The 22,623-nt window shown below is 70.2% G+C and carries 15 protein-coding genes and 2 pseudogenes; 6 read left to right on the top strand and 11 right to left on the bottom strand.

The features are described from left to right. Position 1 precedes the first annotated feature (1 nt). Positions 2 to 991, bottom strand: a complete 990-nt coding sequence (locus tag CEG14_RS04555) for a Bug family tripartite tricarboxylate transporter substrate binding protein (RefSeq protein WP_094825134.1) — start codon at positions 989 to 991, stop codon at positions 2 to 4. A gap of 90 nt (positions 992 to 1,081) precedes the next feature. After that, a complete protein-coding gene (locus tag CEG14_RS04560) occupies positions 1,082 to 2,776 on the bottom strand; it encodes an acyl-CoA dehydrogenase family protein (protein WP_094825135.1) in 1,695 nt (564 codons plus the stop codon). A gap of 108 nt (positions 2,777 to 2,884) precedes the next feature. Here CEG14_RS04560 and CEG14_RS04565 point away from each other — a divergent pair, with 108 nt between their 5' ends. Further along, positions 2,885 to 3,784, top strand: a complete 900-nt coding sequence (locus tag CEG14_RS04565; protein WP_094825136.1) for a LysR family transcriptional regulator — start codon at positions 2,885 to 2,887, stop codon at positions 3,782 to 3,784. Positions 3,785 to 3,789: 5 nt separating this feature from the next. Here the strand turns inward: CEG14_RS04565 and purU are convergent, their stop codons facing one another. The 6 genes from purU to CEG14_RS04595 form a co-directional block, all read right to left on the bottom strand. Beyond that, positions 3,790 to 4,644 carry a formyltetrahydrofolate deformylase gene (gene purU / locus CEG14_RS04570; RefSeq protein WP_094825137.1) on the bottom strand — a complete coding sequence of 285 codons (855 nt, stop codon included), beginning with the start codon at positions 4,642 to 4,644 and terminating at the stop codon, positions 3,790 to 3,792. 51 nt (positions 4,645 to 4,695) lie between these two features. After that, on the bottom strand, positions 4,696 to 5,814 hold the full coding sequence (locus tag CEG14_RS04575; protein ID WP_094825138.1) for an NAD(P)/FAD-dependent oxidoreductase: 1,119 nt from the start codon (positions 5,812 to 5,814) through the stop codon (positions 4,696 to 4,698). A gap of 13 nt (positions 5,815 to 5,827) precedes the next feature. Then, positions 5,828 to 6,340 carry a flavin reductase family protein gene (locus CEG14_RS04580; protein ID WP_094825139.1) on the bottom strand — a complete coding sequence of 171 codons (513 nt, stop codon included), beginning with the start codon at positions 6,338 to 6,340 and terminating at the stop codon, positions 5,828 to 5,830. Positions 6,341 to 6,365: 25 nt separating this feature from the next. Beyond that, a complete protein-coding gene (pdxH, locus tag CEG14_RS04585) occupies positions 6,366 to 7,001 on the bottom strand; it encodes a pyridoxamine 5'-phosphate oxidase (protein WP_179280540.1) in 636 nt (211 codons plus the stop codon). 67 nt (positions 7,002 to 7,068) lie between these two features. Next, complete coding sequence (locus CEG14_RS04590) at positions 7,069 to 7,737, bottom strand: gamma-glutamylcyclotransferase (RefSeq protein ID WP_373454175.1); 669 nt, start codon at positions 7,735 to 7,737, stop codon at positions 7,069 to 7,071. After that, complete coding sequence (locus tag CEG14_RS04595) at positions 7,734 to 8,867, bottom strand: MFS transporter (protein ID WP_094825285.1); 1,134 nt, start codon at positions 8,865 to 8,867, stop codon at positions 7,734 to 7,736. Before CEG14_RS04595 ends, CEG14_RS04590 begins: the two co-directional genes overlap by 4 nt. A gap of 436 nt (positions 8,868 to 9,303) precedes the next feature. Here CEG14_RS04595 and macA point away from each other — a divergent pair, with 436 nt between their 5' ends. From macA to CEG14_RS04615, 4 genes are read left to right on the top strand one after another with little or no spacing between them, the layout of a single operon-like run. Then, positions 9,304 to 10,521, top strand: coding sequence for a macrolide transporter subunit MacA (macA, locus tag CEG14_RS04600; protein ID WP_094825142.1), 1,218 nt, complete (start codon positions 9,304 to 9,306; stop codon positions 10,519 to 10,521). Then, positions 10,518 to 12,515 (top strand): MacB family efflux pump subunit, encoded by a 1,998-nt coding sequence (locus tag CEG14_RS04605; protein WP_094825143.1) that lies wholly within the window; start codon positions 10,518 to 10,520, stop codon positions 12,513 to 12,515. The genes macA and CEG14_RS04605 overlap by 4 nt, the downstream gene beginning before the upstream one ends. Continuing rightward, on the top strand, positions 12,512 to 13,915 hold the full coding sequence (locus CEG14_RS04610; protein ID WP_373454176.1) for an efflux transporter outer membrane subunit: 1,404 nt from the start codon (positions 12,512 to 12,514) through the stop codon (positions 13,913 to 13,915). The genes CEG14_RS04605 and CEG14_RS04610 overlap by 4 nt, the downstream gene beginning before the upstream one ends. Positions 13,916 to 13,920: 5 nt before the next feature. Beyond that, entirely contained in the window at positions 13,921 to 14,796 is an 876-nt protein-coding gene (locus CEG14_RS04615) for a tRNA threonylcarbamoyladenosine dehydratase (RefSeq protein WP_094825145.1), read from the top strand. A 16-nt stretch (positions 14,797 to 14,812) separates the two neighbouring features. On the opposite strand, the gene CEG14_RS04620 is transcribed toward CEG14_RS04615, so the two are convergent. Further along, entirely contained in the window at positions 14,813 to 15,445 is a 633-nt protein-coding gene (locus CEG14_RS04620) for an aminotransferase class IV family protein (RefSeq protein WP_094825146.1), read from the bottom strand. An 18-nt stretch (positions 15,446 to 15,463) separates the two neighbouring features. On the opposite strand from CEG14_RS04620, the pseudogene CEG14_RS26780 reads away from it, so the two are divergent. Beyond that, positions 15,464 to 15,529, top strand: a pseudogene (locus CEG14_RS26780) (hypothetical protein); the annotation flags it as partial. 73 nt (positions 15,530 to 15,602) lie between these two features. On the opposite strand, the pseudogene CEG14_RS04625 reads toward CEG14_RS26780, so the two are convergent. Continuing rightward, positions 15,603 to 16,730, bottom strand: a pseudogene (locus tag CEG14_RS04625) (aminodeoxychorismate synthase component I); the annotation flags it as partial. Beyond that, on the bottom strand, positions 16,730 to 22,510 hold the full coding sequence (gene uvrA / locus CEG14_RS04630; RefSeq protein ID WP_094825148.1) for an excinuclease ABC subunit UvrA: 5,781 nt from the start codon (positions 22,508 to 22,510) through the stop codon (positions 16,730 to 16,732). The pseudogene CEG14_RS04625 and the gene uvrA, both read right to left, overlap by 1 nt. Positions 22,511 to 22,623: the final 113 nt, after the last annotated feature.

Raw genomic sequence — 22,623 nt, forward strand, 5'->3', positions numbered from 1 at the left:
GTCAGTCGATCTTGATGTTGGCGTCGCGGATCACCTTGCCCCACTTGTCCACCTCGGCATCGATGAACTGGCCGAGGGCGGCGGGCGTGCGGTCGGTGGCGGGCACGATGCCCTGCTTGGCGAGCGTGTCGCGCACCGCCGGCGAGTCCAGCGTGGCGACGAAGGCGCGGTTGAGCTTGTCGACCACGGCGGGCGGGGTGTCCTTGGGCGCGACGATGCCGAAGAACACGCTCACGTCGTAGCCCGGCAGGCCCTGCTCGGCGATGGTGGGCAGCTCGGGCAGCGCGCTGGAGCGGTCGGCGCTGGCCAGGCCGAGCGCGCGCAAGCGGCCGGACTGCACCAGCGGCAGCGCGGTCAGGATGTCGGTGAACGACATCGACACCTGGCCGCCCAGCAGATCGTTGAGCGCCGGGCCGGTGCCCTTGTAGGGCACGTGCAGGATGCGCGTGTCGGCCATGCGGTTGAACAGCACGCCGGCCAGGTGCGACGAGGCGCCGTTGCCCGACGAGGCGTAGCTGAGCTGGTCGGGATGCGCCTTGGCGTAGGCGATCAGCTCCTGCACGTTGTTCGCCTGCACCGACGGATGCACCACCAGGATGTTGGGCAAGTGGCCGATGCGCACGATGGGCGCGAAGCTTGCGCGCGGGTCGTAGCCCTGGTTGCGGTACAGGCTCACGTTGATGGCCAGCGGGCCGGAGGTGCCGAACAGCAGGGTGTAGCCGTCGCCTTTGGCGCGCGACACGTATTCGGCGCCGATGTTGCCGCCGGCGCCGCCACGGTTTTCCACCAGCACGGTCTGGCCCAGCTCGGCCTTCAGGCCCTCGGCCAGCCGGCGCGCCATCGCATCGGTGGGGCCGCCGGGCGGGAAGGGCACGATCAGGGTGACCGGGCGGTCGGGGTACTCGGCCTGGGCGGTGCCGGCCAGCAGGCCGGCGCCGAGCAGCATGGCCGCGCCAAGGCGGGCGATGCGGTGAATCAGGGGCTGCGTCATGGTGGGATGTCTCCTGTGGTTATGGCACGCGGCGGATCGAGCCGCCGGTGATCGGGCGGGCGGCGGCCAGGAGGCCGCCGCGTCAAGAAATCACGGTTGCGCCGCCAGCACGCGGCGGTGCGTGTCGTCGTCGTCTTCCGGGATGCCGCAGGGGGCGCGCGGCATCAGGCGGTGGCGCAGCACCTGGTCGGCGAGCAGGGCGCGGCCCGCCAGGCCCTCGCCGCGCGCCTCGTGCCGCAACGCGGCCAGCGACAGCGCGTGGTAGAGGCCGGAGGCGGCCTGGCGCGCCAGCGCGTCGCGGCCGCTGTCGGCGGCATGCGCGGCCAGCGCAAAGGCCGCGTCGAGCGCCGCGTCCTGTTGCGGGCGCAACGATGCGGGGCAGGGTACGCCATCGCGCAGCAGCGCGTCGACGTGGGCGCGCAGCGCGGGCAGCGCCTGCTCGCGCCGGATCGCGCGCAACACGTCGAGCGCCACGATGTTGCTGGTGCCCTCCCAGATCGAGCCCAGGTGCGCGTCGCGCATCAGGCGCGGCTCGACCCACTCCTCGATGTAGCCGCAGCCGCCGCGCACCTCCATCGCGTCGCCCGTGACCTTGCGGGCATCGCGGCAGGCGCGGAACTTGATCAGCGGCGTCATGATGCGGGGCAGGGCCGGGTCGCCCTCGCCGGCCTCGGCGCGCGCCAGCGCCTGCGCCGTCTGGAACATCACGCTGCGCGCCTGCTCGGCCCACAGCATCATCTTGGCCAGCTGGCGCCGCATCAGCGGCATGTCGGCCAGCGGCTGGCCGAACGCGCGGCGCTCGCGCGCCACGTACATCGCCTCGGCGCATGCGCGCCGCATCAGGCCGGCCGCGCGCATGCCATTGGACAGGCGCGAGTTGTTGATCATGTCGGCCATCTGCTTGAAGCCGCGGCCGCGCTCGCCCACCAGCCAGGCGCGCGCGCCTTCCAGGCGGATCTCGCCGCTGGCCATCGAGCGCGTGCCGAGCTTGTCCTTCAGGCGCAGGATGCGATAGTGATTGTGGCTGCCATCGGGCAGGTCGCGCGGCAGCAGGAACAGCGATACGCCCTTGAGCCCCGGGTCCGGCTCGCTGCGCGCCAGGACCATGGCAAAGCCCGCGTCGGGATTGGAGCAGAACCACTTGTCGCCGGTCAGCGTCCAGCTGCCATCGGCCGCCTCATGCGCCTCGGTGGTGGTGGCGCTGACGTCGGAGCCGGCGCCCTGTTCGGTCATGAACATCGCGCCCTGGCGCAGGCTGTCGAAATCCAGGCTCGTGACCTGCGGCACCACCTGCGCCACCAGCGCCGGATCGCCGTAGCGGCGCAAGGTGCGCGCCAGCGAGTCGGTCATGCTGACCGGGCAGCACAGGCCGAACTCGGCCTGCACGAACAGATGGCTCAACGCGTATTTGGCGGCGGCGGGCATGGGCTCGGGCCAGCCGAGCACGCCGCCCCGGTGCGACAGCGCCGCCAGCCCGAACTCGCTGTAGGCCAGCCGTTCCAGCGCGACGTAGTCGGGGTGCTTGTCGATGCGCGATTCGTCCACGCCGGTGCGGTGGCGCACCGACAGCGTGGGCGGGTGCTGGTCGGCCGACATGGCGAGCGCGTCCATCGCGCCGCCGGCCAGCGCGCCCAGACGGCTCAGATGCGGCTGCAGGTGGGCGTTGAGCGCGGGCGGCAGGTAGCGCGCCGCCATGGGCGCCGCGTACGGGTCGCAGTCGTACAGGTTCTGGCCGCGCGAGTCGGGCACCGCCGTCGGGGCGGGCAGGGGGGCAGGCGTATCCATGGCGTCTCCGGTGTTCTGGTTTTGCGGGTCATGGTGCGCGCGCCGATTGATCTATACAAATACCGTTTTCGTGTTGAACAATACACAGAAAATATGGATGGAGACGGAATGGACCTCGAACCGCGCCTGCTGCGCTACTTCATCGCCGTGGCCGAGGAGCGCCATTTCAGCCGCGCCGCGCAGCGCCTGCACATCTCGCAGCCGCCGCTGTCGTATGCGATCCGGCAGCTCGAGGAGCAGCTCGGCGCCCGGCTGCTCGAGCGCACCAGCCGCCACGTGGCGCTCACGCCCGCCGGCCACACGCTGTACGGCCAGGCGCGGGCGCTGCTGCGGCAGTCGGAAGAAATCGGCGTGCTGGTGCGGCGCGTCGACGCCGGGCTGCAGGGGCGCTGCCGCATCGGCTTCGTCGGGTCGATGCTGTATCGCGGCCTGCCGCGTCTGCTCGCCGAGCTGCGCGCGGCGATGCCGCAGGTCGAACACGTGCTGAGCGAGCTCAATTCGCACGACCAGATCGAGGCGGTGCGCCGGGGCGAGCTCGACCTGGGCTTCGTGCACGCCAATCCGCTGCCCGCGCAGGTCTGCGGCCAGGACCTGATGGCCGAGCCCTTCGTGGTGTGCCTGCCGCAGGATCATGCGCTGGCGGGGCGGCGCAAGGTGGACCTGGCGGCGCTGGCCGATGAGGATTTCGTGTTCTTCGCGCGCGAGGCCTCGCCCAGCTATCACGAAACCGTGCTGTCGCTATGCGTGGCGGCGGGGTTCCGGCCGGCGGTGCGGCACGAGGTGCGGCACTGGCTCAGCGTGTGTTCGCTGGTGTCGCAGGGGCTGGGCGTGTCGATCGTGCCGGCCTGCCTGCGCCGCAGCGGCCTGGCGGGCACGCGTTTCGTGAACTTCGATCACACGGCACGCTCGCAGAGCCAGCTGATCTGGCCCGCGGGGCCGCTGTCGCCGCTGGCCGAGCGGGCGCTCGGCAGCGTGCGCCGGCACTTCGGTGCGCCGGCGCGGGGCTGAGCGGATCAGCGGAAGACGACGGTCTTGTTGCGGTTGAGCAGGATGCGGTGTTCGACGTGGCTGCGCACGGCGCGCGACAGCACCAGCGATTCCACGTCGCTGCCGACCTGGGTCAGGGCCTGCGCGGTCATGGTGTGGTCCACGCGCTCGATGTCCTGCTCGATGATCGGGCCTTCGTCGAGGTCCGAGGTCACGTAGTGGGCGGTGGCGCCGATGATCTTCACGCCACGGGCATGCGCCTGGTGATAGGGGCGCGCGCCCTTGAAGCTGGGCAGGAAGCTGTGGTGGATGTTGATCGCGCGGCCGGTGAGGGCCTGGCACATCTCGGCCGACAGGATCTGCATGTAGCGCGCCAGCACCACCAGGTCGATGTTTTCGCGCTCGACGATCTCCAGCACCTGGCGCTCCTGCGCCGCCTTGGTGTCGGGCGTGACCGGCAGGTGGTGGAACGGGATGCCATACGAGGCGGCCAGGCTGGCGTAGTCGTTGTGGTTCGACACGATGGCGGCGATCTCGGCCGGCAGCTGGCCGCTGCTCACGCGGAACAGCAGATCGTTCAGGCAGTGACCCTGCTTGCTCACCATGATGAGCAGGCGCGACTTCTGGCGCGCGTCGTGGATCTGCCAGTCCATGGCGTAGTCGCCCGACAGGGCGGCGAAGCGCTCGCGCAGGGCGTCGGCGCCGATCGCGGCCGGCAGGTCGAAGTGCACCCGCAGGAAAAAGCGGCCGGTCTCGTCGTCGCCGAACTGCTGCGAATCCAGAATGTTGCAACCCAGCTCGAACAGCAGCCCACTGACGCGATACACGATGCCCGTGCGGTCGGGGCAGGAAAGGGTAAGGATGTAGTCGTTATGCTGCATGTTCGATTGAGAAGAGCGATGAACGCCGGAAAGAGGAACTGGGACGGGATTTTAGCCCGAGAGCCGCGCCAGGGTTTCCTCGGCCAGCGCGAGGCTGGAGGTGAGGCCGGGCGACTCGATGCCGTACAGGCCCACGTAGCCGTCCACGCCATGGCTGGCGGGGCCGGCGATCATGAAGTCGGCGGCCGGTTCGGTGGGCCCGGAGATCTTGGGCCGGATGCCGGTGTAGCCCGGCGCCAGCGCGTGGTCGGGCAGGCCGGGCCAGTAGGTGCGCACGGCCTCGTAGAACACCTCGGCGCGTTGCGGCTCGAGTGTGTAGTCTTCGGTCTCGATCCACTGGGTATCGGGGCCGAACTTCGCCTGGCCGCCCATGTCGAGCGTGAGGTGCACGCCCAGGCCGGCATGCTGCGGCACCGGATAGATCAGGCGGCTGAACGGGGCCCGGCCCGAGAGGGTGAAATAGCTGCCCTTGCACAGGTATTCCTGCGGAATGCTGTCGGCGGGCAGGCCCTCGATGCGGCGCGCCAGCGTGGGCGCGTGCAGGCCGGAGGCGTTGATGAGCGTGTGGCAGGTGAGCGACATCGGTTCGGCACCGCCGAACGACAGCGAGAATCCGCCCTGCGGCAGCACCTCGCCCCGCACCAGCGGGGTGTGGAACACGAACTGGGCGCCGGCCTGTTCGGCGTCGCCCTGGTAAGAGAGCATCAGCGCATGGCTGTCGATGATGCCGGTCGAGGGCGACACCAGGGCCGCCGTGCACGACAGCGCCGGCTCCTCGGCCTTGGCCTCGGCGCCTGCGATCAGCCGCATGTCGTCCACGCCGTTGGCGGCCGCGCGCGCGGCGATGCCTTCGAGCAGGGCGGCCTCGGCCGCGCTGGTGGCCACGATGAACTTGCCCAGCCGCCTGTGCGGCAGGCCGCGCTGGGCGCAGTAGTCGTAGAGCAGGTGCTTGCCGCGCACGCACAGCCGCGCCTTCAGGCTGCCGGCCGGATAGTAGATGCCGGCGTGGATGACTTCGGAGTTGCGCGAGCTGGTGCCGGTGCCGATGGCCTCGGTGGCCTCGGCCACCAGGACCTCGCGGCCCTGCAGCGCGAGCGCGCGGGCGATGGCCAGGCCGACCACGCCGGCACCGATGACCACGCAGTCGATGTCTTTCTGTGCTGAGCTCATGAATGGCGGGGAATCAGGGTTGGCGTTCGCGCGCGGGGGTCAGGTCGAACCCGCCGGCATGGAACACGAGCGGATCTTCGTTCGAATGACCGCAGGCCTCGACCTCGCCGACCATGATGATGTGGTCGCCTTCGACGTAGCGGCTGCGGTTGCGGCACTCGAACCAGGCCGCGTTCAGGCCGTCGAGCATCGGTGTGCCGCCCGGGGCGTTGACCACGGGCAGGCCGGCGAAGCGCTCGGCCGTGCGGCCCGTGGCGAAGCGGCGCGCCAGCGCGATCTGCTCGGCCGACAGCACGTTGATGACGTAGCGCTCGCACTGCTCGAATGCCGCCAGCGACGAGGACGCCGCCGACAGGCTCCACAGCACCAGCGGCGGCGCGAGCGACACGGAGTTGAACGAAGAGACGGTCAGGCCGATGCGCTCGCCGTCCAGCCCGGTGGTGCTCACCACCGTCACGCCGGTGGCGTAGCGGCCCAATGCGGTGCGGAAAAAGGCGGCGTCGAATGCAGGGGATGCAGCGGACATGCGGATGGCGGCTCGTGGATGGCGGTCAGGGCGACAGGCGGTCGAGCGTCCAGCCCGAGGCGGCATTGCGCTGGTAGCGCAGGCGATCGTGCAGGCGCGAGGGGCGGCCCTGCCAGAATTCGAAGCGGGTGGGCACGAGGCGATAACCGCCCCAGTGCGGCGGGCGCGGGGGCGCGTCGCCGTAGCGCGCCTTGAATTCGCGTTCGCGCGCTTCCAGCGCCTCGCGCGTGATCGGGCGGCTCTGCTCGGAGGCCCAGGCGCCGATGCGCGAGCCCACCGGTCGGCTATGGAAATAGGCGTCGGATTCCTCGCCGGCCACGCGTTCGACCACGCCCTCGATGCGCACCTGGCGCTCGAGCGGCTGCCAGAAGAACAGCAGCGCGGCGCGCGGGTTGACGAGCAGGTCCTCGCCCTTGCGCGACGCGTAATTGGTGAAGAACGTGAACCCGCGGTCGTCGTAGCCCTTGATCAGCACGATGCGCGCCGAGGGCTGGCCATCGGCGTCGGCCGTGGCCAGCGTCATGGCATTCGGCTCGGCGCCGCCCCCCACCAGGGCTTCGTCGAACCAGAGCTTGAATTGATCGAAGGGGGACGCGGCGGCCTGGCTTTCGAGCAGGACGCCCTTGTCGTAGCTTTGACGCAGATCGGATACGGACATGATGTGCGAACCGGCGGTTGAGGGTAGCTCCCAGTGTACCCCGCAACCCGGGGCCACTCAGGGATAGCCCTCACTCCTCGGCGTAGGCCTTGTCGTCGCGTTCGAGTTCGCGGGCGATGGCGTCGAGGCGGGCGTCGTGGATGCCGGCCGCGCGCAGCGCCTGGGCGGTCTGCACCACGTATTCCGTGCAGGGGCCATAGCGGCCGGCGGCGCGCCGCACGATAGCCAGCAGTTCCGCCTCGGGCAGGGCGCTGATGTAGGCCGGATTGGCGCGGTTCATCACGAACACCAGCGCGCGGACCGGGCCCTGGTCGGTGGCGCAGTTGATCCAGCGCGGCAGGTAGGCGCCGGTCGACATCTCGCGGTCCCACAAGGCCGGGAAGTAGTCCGGCACCTGCTTGCCGCACAGGCGGTAGACCACGCCGCGGCAGGAGCCGCCCCGGTCCAGACCGAACACCAGGCCCGGGCACTCCGGCGTGCCGCGATTGACGCGCGACCACAGACACAGCGCCCGGTGATGGCCGCGCAGGGTGGCGAGGCGGCGTTCGAGGAAATCGAAGTCGGGGCGCCAGATCAGGGAGCCGTAACCGTAGACCCAGACGTCCTGGTCGCTGCGCCAGTCGGACAGCGCGGCGTCCATGGACGCACGCCGTTCGTCGGCGGTCCAGAGGCGGAACGGCGTGTCGGCGCCGGAAACCAGGGGAACGGAGGAAGGCGGGGAGGAAGACTGCGTGTTCACGACGGGTGTTCGGACTCTTGCGGCGGATTGCGGTTGGCCCAGCCGCCCGCCATCAAGGCGAGCGCGTAGGCCCAAAAGAGGGGGGTAACCCCAATTACCGCACCGAGCGCGCCGAAGGTCAATGGCAGCGACACCTGCGAGCCGTTGATCAACGCCATCCGCAGGCCCACCGCCTCGGCCGCGCGCCCCGGCGGCGAGTACTGGTGCAGCAGCGCCAGCATGCTGGGCTGACAGCAGCCCAGGGCCAGGCCCAGGATGAAAGACAGCACGATCAGGACGGTAACGTCGGTGAACAGCGGGTAAAGCATGAAGTCGCACGCGGCGGTCGCCATCGCGACGCGCACCAGCGTCCAGGACCGCACGCGATTCTGGATGAAGGGGAGAAGCAGGCGGATGAAGAAAGTTGCCGCCGCGAACGAGGCAAGAATCAAGCCGATCGTGGTGGCGGACAGGCCGATCGCCACGCCGAAGATGGGCACCACGAAGAGGTGGGTGTCCCATGCGCCCGACAGGATGGTGTTGACCATCAGGATGCGGCGCAGGGGCGGCACGGCCAGCAGCTCGGTCACGCGGCGGCGCTGCTGTTCGCGCGCGCCGCTGCCGCGCAGGTGGTCGTTGACCGCCCGCAGCTTGTGCCGCATCAGGTACAGGCCGCCCAGCGAGAGCAGGGGGCCCAGCGCCAGCAGGCCGAAGGCCAGGCGATTGCCCAGATGGTCGATGGCCAGCCCCGCGATCAGCGGGCCCGAAAAGCCCGAACCGGCCAGCGCCAGCGACATCCAGGAGAAATTGCGCAGCCGCTGAGCGGGCTCGGCGTGGCCCAGCAGGTCCTGGGTGGCGACCTGGTGCAGCATGAAGCCGATGCCGATCGAACAGGAGGCGACCAGCAGGGCGAACGGGTCGGGCGAGAGAAACGGCAGAACGGTGCCGAAGGACACCAGCGAACTGCCGATCACCAGCGGCCGCAGGATGCCGACCTTGTCGACCCAGCGCCCGGCGTGCACCGAGGCGAACATGGGCAGCACGGCGAATACCGCCACCAGCATTCCGACCTTGAAGGTGGACAGGCCGATCGTGAGCGCCGTGAGCGAGACGGTGATGCGTCCCCCCGTAAGCGCCACGTGGTTCAGCATGGCCAGCACGCACAAAAACGCCGCCCCTGAAAATTCAGGGGCAGTGTGCTTGGAAGAGGGGGAAGAGGCGAGGTTCGGCACGGTGTAACAGTGACGATTCTGTGCCTAACTTCTGGCTATGTCGAGACGCCATCGCAGGGTGCGTTGCGGCATAAGACGTCATCTTCCGAATTATGGAACCGCGATATGGGGGCCGGTTGGGCGCCGGTTGGCGCCAATTCCGGGGCGGTTCGGCGCAGCTTGGCGTAAACCGCTTACGCGCACGGGGTGCCGCAAAAATAAAATTGGACGGCTGTGTCAGGTTTGCAACGCCGGTGGCGCCGGGGCCATTCACGATCTTCCTACAGTTGCTATACGGATTTTCACAGTTGCACAGGGCCGCCCCAGTAGAATCGATGCTCGAATGGCCCCTTTTTTCGGTATTCCTGGACGCTGAATGACGACTGCACGCGCAGGCAAGAGCAAGAAAAAACGATATATCTGGATCGCCATCGCGCTGATCCTGCTGGTCCTGGTGGCGCGCGGCCTGTTCTTCGGCAAGCCGCCGGCACCGGCCTTCGCCACCGCCGAGGTGCGGGTGGCCGACATGGAAAACAGCGTGCTGGCCTCCGGCACGCTCGAAGCGGTGCGGCAGGTCAGCGTGGGCGCGCAGGTGTCCGGCCAGCTCAAGTCGCTCAAGGTCGAGCTCGGCGACGAGGTCAAGCAGGGCCAGCTGGTGGCCGAGATCGACGACATGACCCAGCAGAACGACCTGCGCAACGTGCAGGCCGCCCTCGAGACGCGCAAGGCCGAACGCCGCGCCAAGGTCGCCACCCTCAAACAGGCCGAGCTCGCCTTCCGCCGCCAGCGCGACATGATCGCCCGCGACGCCAGTTCGCGTGCCGACTACGAGCAGGCCGAGGCCACGCTGGCCGTCACGCGGGCCGACATCGCGGCGCTAGACGCGCAGATCGCCCAGGCCGAGATCGAGGTCGACAAGGCCACGGTGAACCTCGGCTACACCCGCATCAGCTCGCCGATGGACGGCAAGGTGGTGGCCATCGTCACCAAGGAAGGCCAGACGGTGAACTCGCTGCAGACCGCGCCCACCATCATCAAGGTGGCGCAGGTCGACACCATGACCGTGAAGGCGCAGATTTCCGAAGCCGACGTGACGCGCGTGCGGCCGGGCCAGAAGGTCTACTTCACCATCCTGGGCGAGCCCGACAAGCGCTACGACGGCACGCTGCGCGCCATCGAGCCCGCGCCCGACTCGATCCAGCGCGACGAAAGCACCTCGGCCCTGACCGGCACCAGTTCCAGCAGCGCGTCGAGCTCGGCCGTGTACTACAACGGCCTGTTCGACGTGCCCAACCCCGACCAGACCCTGCGCATCTCCATGACGGCGCAGGTCTTCATCGTGCTGGGCGAGGCCAGGCAGACCCTGCAGATCCCCTCGTCGGCCCTGGGGCGCCGCGGCGCCGACGGCACCTATACCGTGCAGGTCGTGGACGCCGACGGCAAGCCCGCGCCGCGCCAGGTCAAGGTCGGCATGAACAACAACGTCAGCGCGCAGATCCTCGAGGGCCTCACGGCCGGCGAGAAAGTGGTGTCGGCCGAGGCGGCCGGCCTGCCCGGCCAGAGCGGCCAGCCGTCCGGACCCCCGCCCCAATGACGGTGCAGGACACGCATTCCGGCAGCACCACGGGGTCGCCGCTGATCACGCTGAACGATGTCTGGCGCGAATTCGCCGCGGGCGACCAGACCGTGGCGGTGCTGCGCGAGGTCAATCTCACCATCAACGCCGGCGAAATGGTCGCCATCGTCGGCGCCTCGGGCTCGGGCAAGTCCACGCTGATGAACATCCTTGGCTGCCTCGACCGGCCCAGCCGCGGCGTGTATCGGGTCGACGGCCGCGAGACGGCGGCGATGGAGCCGGACGACCTGGCGGAGCTGCGCCGCGAGCATTTCGGCTTCATCTTCCAGCGCTATCACCTGCTGTCGGACCTCACCGCGCAGGGCAACGTCGAGATGCCCGCGGTGTACGCGGGCCTGGGCCGCGGCCCGCGCCACGCGCGCGCGCAGGCTTTGCTCGAACGGCTCGGCCTGGGCGAACGGCTCGACTACCATCCGGGCCAGCTCTCGGGCGGGCAGCAGCAGCGCGTGAGTATCGCGCGCGCCCTGATGAACGGCGGCCGCATCATCCTCGCCGACGAGCCCACCGGCGCGCTCGACACCCACACCGGCCAGGAGGTGCTGCGCATCCTGGAAGAGCTCAATGCCGCGGGCCACACCATCGTGCTGGTGACCCACGACATGAACGTGGCGCGCCACGCGCGCCGCATCATCGAGATCAGCGACGGCCGCATCGTGGCCGACCGCAGCAATCCGGATGCACCGGCACGGCCGCAGGCGAGCGCGCCCGCGCCGCAGGCCCCGGGCCGCGGCGCGCGGCCCTGGCGGGCGCTGGTCGACCGCGCCAACGAGGCGCTGCGCATGGCGCTGCTCGCGATGAACGCGCACCGGCTGCGCACCTTCCTCACCATGCTGGGCATCGTGATCGGCATCGCGGCGGTGGTGTCGGTGGTGGCGCTGGGCGAGGGATCGCGCCAGAAGATCCTGGCCGACATCAGCGAGATGGGCACCAATACGGTAGACATCTACCCCGGCAAGGATTTCGGCGACGAGAAGGCGGCCACCATACGCACGCTGGTGCCGGCCGATGCGGCCGCCCTGGCGCGCCAGAGCTACGTCGACAGCGTGACGCCGGCGGTCAGCACCAGCGCCTCGCTGCGCTATCGCAACGTGTCGGTGAACGGCTCGATCCAGGGCGTGGGCGAGCAGTTCTTCCGCGTGCGCGGCCTCAAGCTCTCGCAGGGCCAGTTCTTCGACGCCGACGGCGTGACGCGGCGTGCGCAGGAGGCGGTGATCGACGAGAACACGCGCAAGGCGCTGTTCGGCAATCACACCGAGCCGGTGGGCCAGGTGATCTTCCTGGGCACGGTGCCGGTGCGCGTGATCGGCGTGACCGAGCGCAAGGAGAGCATGTTCGGCAACGCCGAGTCGCTCAATGTCTGGATCCCGTACACCACGGCGCTGAGCCGGGTGCTGGGCCAGCAGCACCTGCGCAGCATCACGGTGCGCGTGAGCGACGCGGTGCCGACCAAGGCGGCCGAGCAGGCCATCACCCGCCTGATGACGCAGCGCCACGGCACCAAGGATTTCTTCGTGTTCAACACCGACACGATCCGCCAGACCATCGAACGCACCACCGCCACCATGACGCTGCTGGTCTCGGCCATCGCCATCATCTCGCTGGTGGTGGGCGGCATCGGCGTGATGAACATCATGCTGGTGTCGGTGACCGAGCGCACCCGCGAGATCGGCGTGCGCATGGCCGTGGGCGCGCGGCGCGGCGACATCATGCAGCAGTTCCTGATCGAGGCGGTGCTGGTGTGCCTGATCGGCGGCATGCTCGGCATCCTGCTCTCGCTCGGCCTCGGCGTGCTGGTGTCGCAGGCCACGCGCGGCGCCTTCCAGTTGATCTACTCCAGCACCTCGATGGTGGCTGCGTTCGTGTGCTCCACCCTGATCGGGGTGGGCTTCGGCTACCTGCCGGCGCGCAACGCCGCCCGGCTCGATCCCGTGCAATCCCTGGCCCGAGAATGATGCCTTTCCTGTTTCCCGCGCGCCGTGCCGCCCTCGCCGGCCTCCTGACCCTGCCCCTGCTGCTCGCGGGCTGCGGCCTGATGCAGACCGACTACCAGCGGCCCGCCGTCCAGGCGCCGGCCGCGTGGCAATACGCCACCCAGCAGGACCTGGCCGCCGGCGGCCAGTGGTGGCGCCATTTCGACGATCCGGTGCTGTCGCAGCTGGTGACGCTCGCGCTCGAACGCAACAACGACCTGGCGGCCGCCGCGCTGCGGGTGCGCCAGGCCCAGCTGCGCGCCGGCCTGGCCCGCTCGGATCAGTTTCCGACCGTGGGCGCCAACCTCGACCTGTCGCGCCAGCGCCAGCTCGACGGCGACCGCACCATCGTGCGCAACAACACCGCGCAGCTGTCGGTGAGCTACGAGCTGGACCTGTGGGGCCGGCTCGACAGCCTGACCGACGCGGCGCAATGGGAGGCGCTGGCCACCGAGCAGGACCGCGCCAGCGCCGAGCTCAGCCTGATCGGCACCACCGCCACGCTGTACTGGCGCACCGCCTTCATCAACCAGCGCATCGCCACCAGCGAAGAGAGCATCGCGTACGCACGCCGCACGCTGGAACTGGTGCAGGCGCAGTACGACGCCGGCGGCGCCTCGGCGCTAGAGCTGGCCGAGGCGCGCCAGAACCTCGCCAGCCAGCAGGCCGCGCATACCGAGCTGGTGCAACTGCGCGTCGAATACATCAACGGCCTGACGATTCTGTTCGACGGCCCGCCCGACCGCATCATGGCCGACCCGGCGCGTCTGCCCATGGCCACCGTGCCGGCGGTGCCCGCGGGCCTGCCCGCCGACCTGCTGGGGCGGCGGCCCGACCTGCGCGCCGCCGAGTTGCGCCTGCGCCAGGCGCTGGCCGAGACCGACGCCACGCGCGCCAGCTTCTATCCGCCCATCACGCTCACCGGCGCGGTCGGCAGCACCAGCACGGCGCTGGGCAATCTGCTGCAGAATCCCATCGGCACGCTGGGCGCCGGCCTGACGCTGCCGTTCCTCAACTGGAACCAGATGCGGCTCTCGATCCGCGTGTCGGAGACCGAGTACGCGCTGCGCGTGGTGCAGTTCCGCCAGGCCCTCTACCAGGCCATGGCCGACGTGGAGAACGCGCTGTCGGCGCGCACCCAGCTGGCGCGGCGCGCCGAGCTGCTCGAGGCCTCGCTGGCCGCCGCCCGCCAGGCGGAAAGCCTGTACGAGGTGCGCTATCGCGCCGGCGCGGTGTCGCTGCGCTTCTGGCTCGACGCGCAGGAACAGCGCCGCAACGCCGAGGTCGCGCGCGACCAGAACACGCTCGACCGGCTGCTCAACCAGGTCACGCTGTACCAGGCGCTGGGCGGCGACATGGTGGTCGCGCCCGTGGGACAATAGCGCCCATGACGATTGCCCCTCCCGACCTCCCGGCATCCTGCGACATCGATGCCGAACGCCGCTTCGGCGGCCTGTCCCGGCTCTATGGCCCCGACGGCCCCGCGCGCCTGCGCGGCGCGCACGTGGCCGTGGTCGGGCTCGGGGGCGTGGGGTCCTGGACGGCCGAGGCGCTGGCGCGTTGCGGCGTGGGCGCGCTCACGCTGGTCGATCTCGACCACATCGCCGAGTCCAACGTCAACCGCCAGATCCATGCGCTCACCGACACGCTGGGCCAGGCCAAGGTCGAGGCCATGGCGGCGCGCATCGCGGCGATCAATCCCGAATGCGTGGTGACCCGCATCGACGATTTCGTCGATCCGGCCAACGTGGCCCAGCTTCTGGCCGGCCATTACGCGATGATCATCGACTGCACCGACCAGGCCGCCGCCAAGATCGCGATGATCCTGCACGCGCGCACGCGCGGCATCCCGATGCTGTTGTGTGGCGGCGCGGGCGGCAAGACCGACCCGCTGGCGCTGCGCGCCGGCGACCTGTCGCAGGCGCTCAACGACGCGCTGCTGTCCAAGCTGCGCAACAAGCTGCGGCGCGAACACGGCTACCCGCGCGCCAGCGACCGCAATGGCAAGGCGCTCAAGCGCGTGCCGCGCATGGGCGTGCGCGCGCTGTGGTTCGACCAGCCGGCGATCCTGCCGGCCGCCTGGACCCGCGCCGACGAAACGCAGGATGCCATCGGCGTGGACGTGGCGCCGGCGGCGCCGCAGGGGCTGTCGTGCGCGGGCTACGGCTCGGTCGTGATGGTGACGGCCGCGATGGGCCTGGCCGCCGCCAACGAGGCGGTGCAGGCCATCCTGGCGCCGGCCGACAAGGCGCAGCGCGCCTGACGCGGATGCGGCGCGCTCAGGCGTCGCGCAGCACCACGTCGAACCAGCCCCGCAACGCATTCGACAGGCGGATCGCTTCGGCCTCGCGCAGGTCGTGCGCGCTCAGCACGCGCTCGTGCGCCTCGCCGGCCTCCAGCAGCGCGGCGCGCTGCACGCCCGGCAGGCAGCCGCTCTCCACCGGGGGCGTGTACCAGCGGCCGTTCTTCTTCACGTAGACATTGCTGCGGCTGCCCTCGCACAGCTCGCCGCGCTGGTTGAGATAGACCAGGTCGAAGATGTGCGGATGCGACGGCAGCCATTCGATGGTCTGGGTGTACCAGGGGCGGTGCGTGGTCTTGTAGCGCAGCAGCGGCTCGCTGGCGTCCAGCGGCTCGGGCGCGATCAGGATCTCCTGCACCAGCGGCAGCGGCAGCAGCGGCGCGGTCTGGATGGTGCACTGACCATTGCGCTCGAGCAGCAGGCGCAGGCGGTGCGGGCCGGCTTCGCGCAGGGCCTGCGCGGCGGCGCGCACCTGCGTCTCGACCAGCATCTCGTCGCAGCGATAACCGAGGTCCTGCGCGCTGCTGGCGAGCCGCACCAGATGACGGCCCAGCAGCGGCATGTCGCGCGTGCCGGTCACGAGGATGGTTTCGATCAGTTCGGGCGACATGGCGGGAAACTCCAGATGATGGGCGCGGATGTCAGGCGGCGGGCGAACCTGCGGCGGGCGATCCTGCGGCAGGCGATCCTGCGGCAGGCGATCCTGCGGCAGGCGAACCTGCGGCGGGCGGACCCGCTGCGGGCGCGGCCGCGACGGGCACTCCCGCAAGGATACGCGCTTTCCAATGGCATTCGTCCCACTCGTTGGCCGGGTCCGAACCGTGCACGATGCCGCCGCCCACGTGGTAGACGCCCGCGCCCTGCGCGTCGAGCACCAGGGTGCGGATCGCCACGTTGAGCGAGAAGTCGCCATCGGGCGCGAGCCAGCCGATGCTGCCGCAATACAGGCCGCGCGGCGCCATCTCCATCTGGCGGATGCGGCGCATCGCGGCGATCTTGGGCGCGCCGGTGATGGAGCCGCACGGAAACAGCGCGGTCAGCACGGCGTCGAGGCCGGCCGCCGGCACGCGCGCGCTCACGGTGGAGGTGAGGGTCCAGACGGTGGGGTATTGCTCCAGCGTGAACAGGGCGTCGACCCTGACCGACCCGGTCTCGGCCAGCTGGCCGAGGTCGTTGCGCAGCAGGTCCACGATCATGAGGTTTTCGGCGCGGTCCTTCTCGCTGGCGAGCAGGGCGCGGCCCAGGCGCGCGTCTTCGGCGGGGTCGGCCGCGCGCGGCGCGGTGCCTTTCATGGGCCGCGTGACGAGGCGGTCGCCCTGGCGCGCCACGAACAGCTCCGGCGAGAACGACAGCACGGTGCGCTCGCCGTCCTCGATATAGGCCGCGTGCGCCACCGGATTGCGCGCGGCGATGCGGCGATAGAGCGCGGCGGGCGCGCCCGCGATGCGCACGTCGAGCGGCTGGGTGTAGTTGACCTGGTATTGCTCGCCGGCGCCGATCTGCTCGCGCAGGCGTGCGATCGCGGCCAGGTAGTGGTCGCGCGCCATGCGCGGCGTCACCGACACCACGCCGGCCCGCGGGTCGGGGTCGCCGGGAGCCTGCCAGCACGGGCCGTCGATGGCGCGCGCGAACACCAGCGCGGTCAGGCGCGCGCGCCCGTCATCGGCGGGCGCGGGGCAGGGCCCGTCGGGGGCGGCGCCCAGCGCATCGGGCAGCAGCCATTCGCCCAGCTCGTAGTCCAGCAGCAGGGCGATCCAGTGGCCGGCCTGGCGTGCGGCCTCGATCTCGCGCCACACGCGCGGCAGGTCGGCGCGCGCACGCGCCTCGATACGGCCGACCGGATCGGCCAGGCGCCTTGCGCGCCCGGCCAGGCGGTCTTCGAACCAGCATTCCATTATTTCTTTGCGGCTTCTTCGAGGAATTCCTTCAGCACGCGGCCGGTGTGCGAGCGTTCGGCGTGGGTCATCACCTCTTCGGGCGAGCCCTGGGCGACCAGCTGGCCACCGCCGGTGCCGCCCTCGGGGCCCAGGTCGAGCAGCCAGTCGGCCTCGGCGATCACGTCGAGGTTGTGCTCGATCACGACCACCGTGTTGCCCGCCTCGACCAGGCGGTGCAGCACATGGATCAGCTTTTCCACGTCGGCCATCGACAGGCCCACGGTGGGCTCGTCCAGCACGTACAGCGTGTGCGGGATGCGCGACGCGCGGCCGGTCTTGATGACGCCGTCGGTGAGGCGCGCCTTCGACAGCTCGGTGACCAGCTTGATGCGCTGCGCCTCGCCGCCCGACAGCGTGGGCGAGGGTTGGCCCAGCGTCAGGTAGCCCAGGCCGACGTCCTGCATCAGCTGCAGCGGACGATGGATCTTGGGATGCGCGGCGAAGTAGCCCAGCGCATCGTCGACTTCCATCGACAGCACCTCGCCGGCATTCTTCTCGCGCATCTGCACGCTCAGCGTGTCGGCGTTGAAGCGCGCGCCGCCGCAGGCGTCGCACGGCACCTTCACGTCGGGCAGGAAGCTCATCTCGATGGTGCGCATGCCCTGGCCTTCGCAGATCGGGCAGCGGCCGTCGCCGGTATTGAACGAGAAGCGGGCGGCGCCCCAGCCGCGCATGCGGGCCTCGCGGGTGTCGGCGAACTGCTTGCGCACGTCGTCCCAGAAGCCCACGTAGGTGGCCGGACACGAGCGCGGCGTCTTGCCGATCGGGGTCTGGTCGACCTCGAGCACGCGGTCGATGGCCTCCCAGCCGGAGATGCGCGCGCAACCATGCCAGTGGGGCGCCTTGCCCTGCGACACGGCGTGGATCAGGTTGTCGAGCAGCACCTCGCGCGCGAGCGTGGACTTGCCCGAGCCCGACACGCCGGAGACCACCGACAGGCGGCCGATCGGCAGGCGCGCGTCGACGTTGCGCAGGTTGTGCAGGTGCGCGCCGGTGATCTCGATCATGGGCGTGTCGGCCTCGACCGGGCGGCGGCCCTGCAGCGGGTGCGCCAGCGGCTTGGCCAGGTAGCGTCCCGTGACCGATTCGGGCGCCGCGATCAGGTCTTCGGCGGTGCCCTGGGCGACCACGCGGCCGCCGCGGATGCCGGCGCCGGGGCCGATGTCGATGATGTGCGAGGCGCGCTTGATGGTGTCGTCGTCGTGCTCGACCACCACCAGCGTGTTGCCGTTGCCCTCGAGGCGCGCGAGCGCGTCGAGCAGGATGCGGTTGTCGCGCGGGTGCAGGCCGATGGTGGGCTCGTCGAGCACGTAGCACACGCCCTGGAGGTTGGAGCCGAGCTGCGCCGCGAGACGGATGCGCTGCGCCTCGCCGCCCGAAAGCGTGGGCGCGGCGCGGTCGAGCGCGAGGTAGTTCAGGCCCACCTCCTGCATGAAGTCGAGGCGGCCGCGGATCTCGGCCAGGATGTCGCGCGCGACCTCGCCTTCGCGGCCGCGCGTCACCAGCCCGGTGAAGAAGGTGTGCGCGTCGGACACCGGCAGCGAGGCCAGTTCGGCGATCGAGCGGTCGCGCCAGCGCACCGCCAGCGCGGTGCGGTTCAGGCGCTGGCCATCGCACACCTTGCAGGTCTGCGCCTCGCCTTCGTACCAGGCGTTCCAGGCGGTTTCCTCGCCGGTCTGCTCCTCGTCGAAGCCGCTGAGCTGCAGGCCGGTGCCGAAGCAGCCGGTGCACCAGCCGTGCTTGGAGTTGTAGGAGAACAGGCGCGGATCCGGTTCGGGGAAGCTGATGCCGCACGAGGGGCAGGCGCGCTTGACGGAGAAGTGCTGCTGCGCGGGCTGTTCGGCCAGGCCCGCATCGCGGCGCTCGGCCAGCGAGCCGTCGGCCTGGGTCAGGCCGGTGAGCACGCTCATGGTGCCCTGGCCGAACTCCAGCGCGGCACGCACCGCCTCGCGCAGCGAGGCCTCGTCGGCCGGATCGACCAGCACGTCGGCCACCGGCAGCTCGATGGTGTGTTCCTTGTAGCGGTCCAGGCGCGGCCACGGCGACACGGGGATGAACTCGCCGTCGACGCGCAGGTGGCTGTAGCCCTTGCCCGAGGCCCACTTCGCCAGGTCGGTGTAGTAGCCCTTGCGCGCGGTGACCAGCGGCGCCATCACGCCGATGTGCTGGCCCTTGTGCTCGCGCAGCAGGCGCGCCACGATCTGGTCGGTGTTCTGCGGCTCCACCGGCACGTTGCAGTCGGGGCAGTATTGCGTGCCCAGCTTCACGTACAGCAGGCGCAGGAAGTGATGGATCTCGGTCATGGTGGCCACGGTCGACTTGCGGCCGCCGCGGCTGGTGCGCTGCTCGATCGCCACCGTGGGCGGGATGCCGAAGATGGCGTCCACGTCGGGCTTGCCGGCCGGCTGCACGATGGCGCGGGCATAGGCGTTGAGCGATTCGAGATAGCGGCGCTGTCCCTCGTTGAACAGGATGTCGAAGGCCAGGGTCGATTTGCCCGAGCCCGACACGCCCGTGATCACGGTGAACTTGTCGCGCGGGATCTCCACGCTGACGTTCTTCAGGTTGTGCTCGCGCGCGTTCTTGATCTCGATGGCGCGGCTGGCTTCGCGGCGGCGGCGCAGGTGCGACTGCAGCGGCACGCCGGCGTCGTAGTCGGCGCCGGGCTCCGCCACGCGGGCGACCAGGCCCGCCTGCTCGGCCTCCATGCGGTCGGCGTCGGTGCTGACCACCACGTCGGCCGGCAGGATGCTGACCTCGTAGTCGCGCAGCGCGGCGCCGGTGTACGAGCGCGGGTTGTCCATCAGGTCTTGCGGCGTGCCCACGCCCACCAGCTCGCCGCCGGCGTCGCCGCCATCGGGACCGAGGTCGATCAGCCAGTCGGCCGCGCGGATGACGTCGAGGTTGTGTTCGATCACCAGCAGCGTGTGGCCGGCGGCCAGCAGCTTGCGGAACGCGCGCATCAGCCGCGCGACGTCGTCGAAGTGCAGGCCGGTGGTGGGCTCGTCGAACAGGAACAGGCTGCCCTTCTTGGCGACCTTGGCGGTGGAGATGCCGGCGCGCGCCGCCTCGGCCAGGTGGCCGGCGAGCTTGAGCCGCTGCGCCTCGCCGCCCGAGAGGGTCGGCACGGGCTGGCCCAGCCGCACGTATTCGAGGCCCACGTCGGCCAGCGGTGCGAGGCCGGTCTGCACGTCGCGCAGGCCGCGGAAGAACTCGAGCGCCTCGCTCACGGTCATTTCGAGCACCTGGTCGATCGATGCGCTCTTGCCCAGGTGCTCGATCTTCACTTCCAGCACTTCGGGGCGGAAGCGCTTGCCGTCGCAATCGGGGCAGCGCAGATACACGTCGGAGAGGAACTGCATCTCGACGTGCTCGAAGCCGGTGCCGCCGCAGGTCGGGCAGCGGCCGTCGCCGCTGTTGAAGCTGAAGGTGCCGGCGGTGTAGGCGCGTTCTTTCGAGACCGGCGCCTGCGCGAACAGCTTGCGGATCGCGTCGAACGCGCCCACGTAGCTGGCCGGGTTGGAGCGGGCCGTCTTGCCGATCGGGGTCTGGTCGACCATCACCACGTCGGCGATCTGCTCGGCGCCGAGCAGGCGGTCGAACTCGCCGGGCGACTCGGACGGCTTGCCCTGGTACTTCAGCAGGGCGGGGTAGAGCACGTCCTGCACCAGCGTCGACTTGCCCGAGCCGGACACGCCGGTCACGCAGACCAGCCGGCCCAGCGGCAGCTCGATCGAGACGTTCTGCAGGTTGTGCGCGCGGACGCCTTCGAGCAACAGGCGCGGCGTATTGGCCGCCACCGGCATCGGCCGCGGCGCCTCGACGCGCTGGCGCGCGCCGAGATAGTCACCGGTGAGGGTGGGCGCGGCGCGCAGCTGCGCCGGCGTGCCGTCGAACACGATCTGGCCGCCGCGTTCGCCCGGCCCCGGGCCGATGTCGATGATGCGGTCTGCCGCGACCATCACCTGCGGGTCGTGCTCCACCACCACCAGCGTGTTGCCGGCATCGCGCAGGCGATGCATGACCTCGACCACGCGATGCATGTCGCGCGGGTGCAGCCCGATGGAGGGCTCGTCGAGCACGAACAGGGTGTTGACCAGCGAGGTGCCGAGCGCGGTCGTGAGGTTGATGCGCTGCACCTCGCCGCCGGAGAGCGTGCGGCTCTGGCGGTCGAGCGTGAGATAGCCCAGGCCCACGTCGCACAGGAAGCGCAGGCGCGCGCGTGCCTCGGTGAGCAGCAGGTCGGCGGCCGCGTCGAGCGCGCCCTCGAACCGGAGATTGTCGAAGAAGGTGCGCACGCGCTCGATCGGCAGCAGCATCACGTCGTGCACCGACAGGCCGTCGAGCTGTTCGAGCTGCTCGCGCGACCAGCTCACGCCGGCCGGCATGAAGCGGCGGTAGCGGCCGTCGTCGGGCGGCAGCACCGTGTCGGCCTCGGCCTTGCTGCCCAGGCGCCACAGCAGCGAGTCGGGCTTGAGCCGCGCGCCCAGGCAGGTGGGGCAGGGCGTGTAGCTGCGGTACTTGGACAGCAGCACGCGCACGTGCATCTTGTACGACTTGGTCTCGAGCCAGTCGAAGAAGCGGCGCGTGCCGTACCACTGGTTTTTCCAGGCGGAATCGCTGCCCTTCCAGTCGGGCGTGCCGTTGATGACCCAGGCGCGCTGCGCGTCGGTGAGCGACTTCCAGGGCACGCCCAGCGGGATGCCGGCCTTGGGCGCGTACTTCACCAGGTCGTCCTGGCATTCCTTGAACGAGGGCGTCTGCCAGGGCTTGACGGCGCCTTCGAGCAGCGTCTTGTTTTCGTCGGGGATGACCAGGCCGTAATCGATGCCGATCACGCGACCGAAGCCGCGGCACGAGTCGCAGGCGCCCAGCGGCGAGTTGAACGAGAAGCTGCTGGGCAGCGGATCGCTGTATTCGATGTCACAGTCGGCGCAATGCAGGCGGCTGCTGTATTTCCACACCGCCGCGTCGGCGCCGTCGTCGCCCATCACGTGCACGGCGAGGTGGCCGGCGCCCATGCGCAGCGCGGTGTCGAGCGCTTCCATCACGCGGTCGCGCTCGGCGCTGCCCAGGCGCAGGCGGTCCTGGACCACGTGCAGCACGCGGCGCGCTTCGGTTGCGCCCGCATCGGCTTTCTTGCCCTTGCCCCTGGCCTTGGCGGGCGCGGCGGCGGGCGCCGCATCCTCGGCGTGCACGCGGGTGTAGCCCTGGCCTTCAAGGAAGCCCTTGACCTCGTCTTCGGTGAAGTTGGCCGGCACCGCGATCGGGAAGGTGATGACCAGGCGCGGGTCGCCGGCCTCGGCGGCGCGGTGCGTGAGCGCGTGGAAGATCGATTCCGGCGAGTCGCGCCGCACCACCTTGCCGCAGCCACGGCAATGCAGCTTCGCGCCGCGCGCGAACAGCAGCTTGAGGTGATCGTTGAGCTCGGTCATGGTGCCGACCGTGCTGCGCGAGCTGCGCACCGGGTTGGTCTGGTCGATCGCGATGGCGGGCAGGATGCCCTCGATGCGATCGACCTGCGGCTTGTCCATGCGGTCGAGGAACTGGCGCGCGTAGGGCGAGAAGGTTTCGACGTAGCGGCGCTGGCCCTCGGCATACAGGGTGTCGAACGCGAGCGAACTTTTGCCCGACCCCGAGACCCCGGTGACGACCACGAGTTCGCCGGTGGCGATATCCAGGTCCAGGTTCTTCAGGTTGTTCTGGCGGGCGCCAACGATGCGGATGTGGGAGCTCATGAGGCGTAATCGTAGCCGAGGGGGTGGGCCGGCCTGCCGCGGCCGCGCAAGATGTGGCCGGGAAGGATACTGTGGAATAATTGGCTATATCGTGAACGCCATGCCCATATTGT

The organism is Bordetella genomosp. 1 (assembly GCF_002261335.1).
Lineage (GTDB): Bacteria > Pseudomonadota > Gammaproteobacteria > Burkholderiales > Burkholderiaceae_B > Bordetella.

Coding starts and splice junctions, on each gene's coding strand:
- CEG14_RS04615 (WP_094825145.1), top strand. CDS start 13,921: ATGACGATTGCCCCTCCCGACCTCCCGGCATCCTGCGACATCGATGCC.
- uvrA (WP_094825148.1), bottom strand. CDS start 22,510: ATGAGCTCCCACATCCGCATCGTTGGCGCCCGCCAGAACAACCTGAAG.
- CEG14_RS04560 (WP_094825135.1), bottom strand. CDS start 2,776: ATGGATACGCCTGCCCCCCTGCCCGCCCCGACGGCGGTGCCCGACTCG.
- CEG14_RS04565 (WP_094825136.1), top strand. CDS start 2,885: ATGGACCTCGAACCGCGCCTGCTGCGCTACTTCATCGCCGTGGCCGAG.
- CEG14_RS04555 (WP_094825134.1), bottom strand. CDS start 991: ATGACGCAGCCCCTGATTCACCGCATCGCCCGCCTTGGCGCGGCCATG.
- CEG14_RS04610 (WP_373454176.1), top strand. CDS start 12,512: ATGATGCCTTTCCTGTTTCCCGCGCGCCGTGCCGCCCTCGCCGGCCTC.
- purU (WP_094825137.1), bottom strand. CDS start 4,644: ATGCAGCATAACGACTACATCCTTACCCTTTCCTGCCCCGACCGCACG.
- CEG14_RS04595 (WP_094825285.1), bottom strand. CDS start 8,867: ATGCTGAACCACGTGGCGCTTACGGGGGGACGCATCACCGTCTCGCTC.
- CEG14_RS04575 (WP_094825138.1), bottom strand. CDS start 5,814: ATGAGCTCAGCACAGAAAGACATCGACTGCGTGGTCATCGGTGCCGGC.
- CEG14_RS04620 (WP_094825146.1), bottom strand. CDS start 15,445: ATGTCGCCCGAACTGATCGAAACCATCCTCGTGACCGGCACGCGCGAC.
- macA (WP_094825142.1), top strand. CDS start 9,304: ATGACGACTGCACGCGCAGGCAAGAGCAAGAAAAAACGATATATCTGG.
- CEG14_RS04605 (WP_094825143.1), top strand. CDS start 10,518: ATGACGGTGCAGGACACGCATTCCGGCAGCACCACGGGGTCGCCGCTG.
- CEG14_RS04580 (WP_094825139.1), bottom strand. CDS start 6,340: ATGTCCGCTGCATCCCCTGCATTCGACGCCGCCTTTTTCCGCACCGCA.